The 3,456-nt window shown below is 66.8% G+C and carries 3 protein-coding genes and 1 pseudogene; 3 read left to right on the top strand and 1 reads right to left on the bottom strand.

All coding sequences use genetic code 11. The features are described 5' to 3' along the window. The 3 genes from H8B02_RS46200 to H8B02_RS46190 all read left to right on the top strand — a co-directional run. Positions 1–923 (top strand): UDP-N-acetylglucosamine 1-carboxyvinyltransferase (locus H8B02_RS46200; RefSeq protein ID WP_229172356.1); only part of this gene is annotated, 923 nt, incomplete at its 5' end. 152 nt (positions 924–1,075) lie between these two features. Continuing rightward, positions 1,076–2,473 carry an MATE family efflux transporter gene (locus H8B02_RS46195; RefSeq protein WP_229172355.1) on the top strand — a complete coding sequence of 466 codons (1,398 nt, stop codon included), beginning with the start codon at positions 1,076–1,078 and terminating at the stop codon, positions 2,471–2,473. Positions 2,474–2,521: 48 nt separating this feature from the next. Continuing rightward, positions 2,522–3,178, top strand: coding sequence for a 2-hydroxychromene-2-carboxylate isomerase (locus H8B02_RS46190; RefSeq protein ID WP_229172354.1), 657 nt, complete (start codon positions 2,522–2,524; stop codon positions 3,176–3,178). 7 nt (positions 3,179–3,185) lie between these two features. Here H8B02_RS46190 and H8B02_RS46185 read toward each other — a convergent pair. Beyond that, positions 3,186–3,456: pseudogene (locus H8B02_RS46185) on the bottom strand (FUSC family protein); the annotation flags it as partial.

Raw genomic sequence — 3,456 nt, 5'->3', positions numbered from 1 at the left:
GCCGGCTCGACACGCATTTTCTGGCCTTCGAGCAGCTCGGCGCCACCGTCACCGCGACGCACCGGCTGGAATTCCGCGCCGCGCGCCTGAAGGGCGCCGATGTGTTCCTCGACGAGCCCAGCGTCACCGCGACGGAGAACGCGCTGGTCGCCGCCGTCGCCGCCCGCGGCACCACCTATCTGCGCAACGCGGCCTCCGAGCCGCATGTGCAGGACCTCGCCAATTTCCTGGTCGCGCTCGGCGCGAAGATCGAAGGTATCGGCACCAACACCATCACCGTGCACGGCCAGGCGACGCTCGGCGGCACGACCTACGCGATCCAGCCCGACCATATCGAAGTCGGATCGCTGATCGGGCTTGCCGCGGTGACCCGCTCGCCGCTGCGCATCGCGCGCGCCGGCGTCGAGCATTTGCGCTCGATCCGGATGGGCTTTGAACGGCTCGGCATCGTCTGCGGCGTCGAGGGCGACGACCTCGTCGTGCCGTCGAACCAGACCATGAAGATTCAGGATGATTTCGGCGGCCACGTGCCGAAGCTCGAGGACCAGCCCTGGCCGGCCTTCCCCGCGGACCTGATGTCGATCGCGATCGTCACCGCGACGCAGTGCGACGGCGTCATCCTGATGCACGAGAAGATGTTCGAATCGCGGATGTTCTTCGTCGACAACCTGATCGCGATGGGTGGCCGGATCGTGCTGTGCGACCCGCACCGCGCGATCGTGGCCGGTCCGAGCCGGCTGCGCGGCGCGCCGATGAACTCGCCAGACATCCGCGCCGGTATGGCGATGCTGCTGGCCGCGGTGTGCGCCAACGGCACCTCCACCATCAACAATGCCGACCAGATCGAGCGCGGCTATGAGCGGATCGACGAACGGCTCAACGCGCTCGGCGCCAAGATCAAGCGGATACCAGCGCGATCGTGATCCGGGCATGATCCGGAAAAACGTGAAGCGTTTTTCCGGTCGGACCATGCTCAACGACAATTTGGGAGGCGATGATCTCTGCGTGAGATCGTCGCGTTTGGGCAGTTTGGCCATCATCCTTCCGGCCGGTTTGCCGTGCTAAGCGTGCCGTCATGACCTGCATCGACAAGATCGACCCGGCCGCGTCGCGCGCGGCCGTCGTCCCCTCTCGCAAGCTGCTCACGGCCGAGCTCGCCGAAACGCTGAAGCTCGCCGTGCCGCTCGCGCTGACGCAGCTCGGGCAGATCGCGATGATGACGACCGATCTCGCCTTCATCGGACGGCTCGGCAGCGAGAACGTCGCCGCGGCGGCGCTGGCGCATACCGTGTATTTCGTCAGCTTCACCATCGGCATGGGCATGATGTCGGCGGTCTCGCCGCTGGCCGCGCAGGCGTTCGGCGCCCGCAACCCCCGCGTGATGCGGCGCGCGCTCCGCGTCGGCCTGTGGGCCGGGTTCTTCATGGTGCTGCCGCTGATGGCGCTGCCGTTCCATGGCGAGCGCATCCTGCTCGCGCTCGGCCAGACCCAGGCCACCGCGCATCTGGCGCAGCAATATCTGTTCGGCCTCGCCTGGGGCATCCTGCCGGCGCTGTGGTTCATTGCGATCCGCGGCTTCATGAGTGCGGTGAACCGGCCGGAGCCGGTGCTGTGGATCACGCTCGCGGCGATCCCGGCCAATGCACTGATGGTCTACCTGTTGCTCTACGGCAAATGGGGCATGCCCGAACTCAGCATGTTCGGCGCCGGACTTGCGACCACGATCGTCAATCTCGGCACCTTCCTCGCCGGCGTATGGTTCGCGGCCCGGCGCCGCCCGTTCCGCAAGTACCATGTGTTCAGCCGCGTCTGGCGCATCGACTGGCCGTTGATGGGCAAGCTGGTCGCCGTCGGCGCGCCGATCTCGATCGCCTTCCTCTTGGAATACGGCCTGTTCGGCGCGGCCGGCCTGCTGATGGGGCTGATCAGCACCACGGCGCTGGCGGCGCACCAGATCGCGCTGCAGATCGCGGCGATCCTGTTCATGGTGCCGTTCGGCGTCAGCATGGCCGCCACCGTGCGGGTCGGCCAGGCCGTCGGCCGCCGCGACACCGACGCGGTGCAGCGGGCCGGCTTTGTCGCAGTCGCGCTCGCCGGCGTCTTCATGAGCGTCATGACGCTCGCGGTGATCCTGGCGCGCTTCGAGATCGCGGCGCTGTTCCTCGGCGAGGCTTCTGACGCCACCGCGCAGCTCACCGCGATGCTGCTCCTGATCGGCGCGACCTTCTTCATCGCCGATGGTGTGCAGACCACCACCGCCGGCGCGCTGCGCGGCATGAACGACACCCAGGTGCCGCTGCTGTTTGCCACCATCAGCTACTGGCTGATCGGGTTCGCGTCCGCCTACGCGCTCGCCTTCTGGGCCGGGCTCCAGGCGCCCGGCGTCTGGATCGGGCTGTCGCTCGGGACTGCGGTTTATGCGACCCTCCTGATCTTGCGTTTCCGCCTGCTGGCACGCAGACTGGTAGGATGAAGGTTGCCGGATGAAGGTCGACGAGGTCACACCGAACGAGGCTAGCGCATGACCTTGTCGGTCGATCTGTTCTTCTCGTTCCGCAGTCCGTACAGCTACCTGGCGCTGCCGAAGACCTTGAAGATGGTCGCCGACTACGATGTCGTGGTGAATTTGCGGCCGGTCTATCCGCTCGCGGTGCGCGTGCCCGGCTTCTTCAAGCAGACCAATCCGCAATTCGCCCGCTATGTCGTGCTCGATTCCAGCCGTGTCGCCAAGCACGAGAACATCCCGTTCCGCTTTCCGCGTCCGGACCCGATCGTGCAGGACATGACGACGCTCGACGTCGCCACGCACCAGCCCTACATCTACCGCCTGACCCGGCTCGGCGCTGCCGCCCAGCTTGAGGGGCAGTCGCTCGCCTTCAGCTCCGCGATCAGCCGCGTGCTGTGGGACGGCTCGGTGAAGGGCTGGAACGAGGGCGATCATCTGGCGAAAGCGGCCGAGGCCGCCGGATTCGATCTCGCGGCGATGGATGCGGCGATCGTCGCCGACCCCGATAGCTATGAAGCGGTCATCAAGGGCAACGAGGAGGCGCATGCGGCCTCGGGCCATTGGGGCGTGCCGACCTTCGTATTCGCCAACGAACCGTTCTTCGGTCAGGACCGCATCGACCTCCTGATCTGGCGCATGGAGGGCAAGGGCCTGACGCGCCGCATGGCATAGCCAAAGGTCATGCCGCGCTCTTCTCCGATGTTTCGGCAACGATCTTCTCGGAAGCATCCTCGTTCGTGCACCAATTGCCGTGGCAGCGCTTGAGGTCGCTCAGATTCTGCCGCATCTGGTCGAGCGAAAATCCGAGCGCGAAGAACCGCTCCATGGCATCGACCGGAAGGCCGCGGGTCAGGCCCTCGCTGCGCACCGCGGCCACCTCCTCGCTGTAGGCATGCAGCGCGGCATCGACCGGCGCCATGTCGGCCGGGCCGCTGCCGGCGCGCAGGGCG

The sequence above is a fragment of the Bradyrhizobium altum genome (assembly GCF_020889705.1).
GTDB classification, from domain to species: Bacteria; Pseudomonadota; Alphaproteobacteria; order Rhizobiales; family Xanthobacteraceae; genus Bradyrhizobium; species Bradyrhizobium altum.
This window is presented reverse-complemented; position numbering and strand designations above follow the sequence as displayed.